The 1,117-nt window shown below is 66.5% G+C and carries 1 pseudogene; it reads left to right on the top strand.

Features of this window, described 5'->3' with window-relative positions:
• A pseudogene (locus tag QMK17_RS26290) lies at positions 1-1,004 on the top strand (HNH endonuclease signature motif containing protein); the annotation flags it as partial.
• Between the last annotated feature and the right edge of the window lie 113 nt (positions 1,005-1,117).

Here is a 1,117-nt window from a genome sequence, read left to right as displayed (position 1 = left end):
CCGCCACCCTCTCCGACGGCACCGTCCTCGACCCCGCCACCGCACGCCTCATCGCCACCGACGCACGCTGGCAAGCCATGCTCACCGAAATGCTCCACGCCGCAGACGCCTACACAAACACCACCACGCACGGCGACAGCGGCGACAGCGACGACAGCGGCGACAGCGGCGACAGCGGCGACAGCGGCGACAGCGGCGACAGCGGCGACAGCGGCGACAGCGGCGACAGCAGCGACAGCAGCGACAGCAGCGAGAACGCAACCCCACCGCCGGCCGCGCCACCCAGCCCACCAGCACCGCCGCCCACACCACTCAGGCCCACAGCCACACCCGCCCGAGCACGACGACTCATCGCCCGCGGCCGCACCAGAAAAGCAGCCACACTCCCCACTCCCGCCACCGGTCCAGGGTCAGGGTCAGGGGCACAGAACAGCAACTCTCACCGACCTACTCGCCGCTCCATCCTCGGCGAAGAAACAGCACTCTCCCGCGCCATCGCCGACTTCCTCACCGCCGCAACAGCCGACCCCACCCTCACCCACGGCATCCACCCCGACGGACACGGCGGATACAGCACACCACCCCCAGGAGCCCTCACCTACCGCCCCAGCAACGCACTCGTCGCCCTCGTACGCGCCACCTACCTCACCTGCACCTTCTCAGGATGCAGCGTGCCGGCAGCACGCTGCGACATCGACCACATCGTCCCCTACAACAAAACCGACCCCACCTCCGGAGGCTGGACCATCCTCGCCAACCTCCACCCCCTCTGCCCCTACCACCACCACGCCAAAACACTGAAACTCTGGACCTGCGCCAAACTCGACGGCAACGCCATCTACTGGAGGTGCCCCACCGGACTCCACCGCATCACACCCACAATCCACGGAACCGTCACCATCCCAGACGATTTCACCCACCGTCACCGCCGCTACCGACCACCCACACCGACCGCACCCAGCGACGAAAACAACGACACCTGCTTCACGGCTGAATCACCCTAGGTTTGATGCCGCTTCCTTCTGAGTCAGGAAGGATGAGCACATGCCCAAGAAAATCGATCCAGAGGTCCGTGCGAGGGCCCTGCGGTTGCTGGAAGCACACGGAGCGGAATACG

This window comes from Rhodococcus sp. G-MC3 (assembly GCF_030063335.1).
GTDB lineage: Bacteria > Actinomycetota > Actinomycetes > Mycobacteriales > Mycobacteriaceae > Rhodococcoides.
This window is presented reverse-complemented; position numbering and strand designations above follow the sequence as displayed.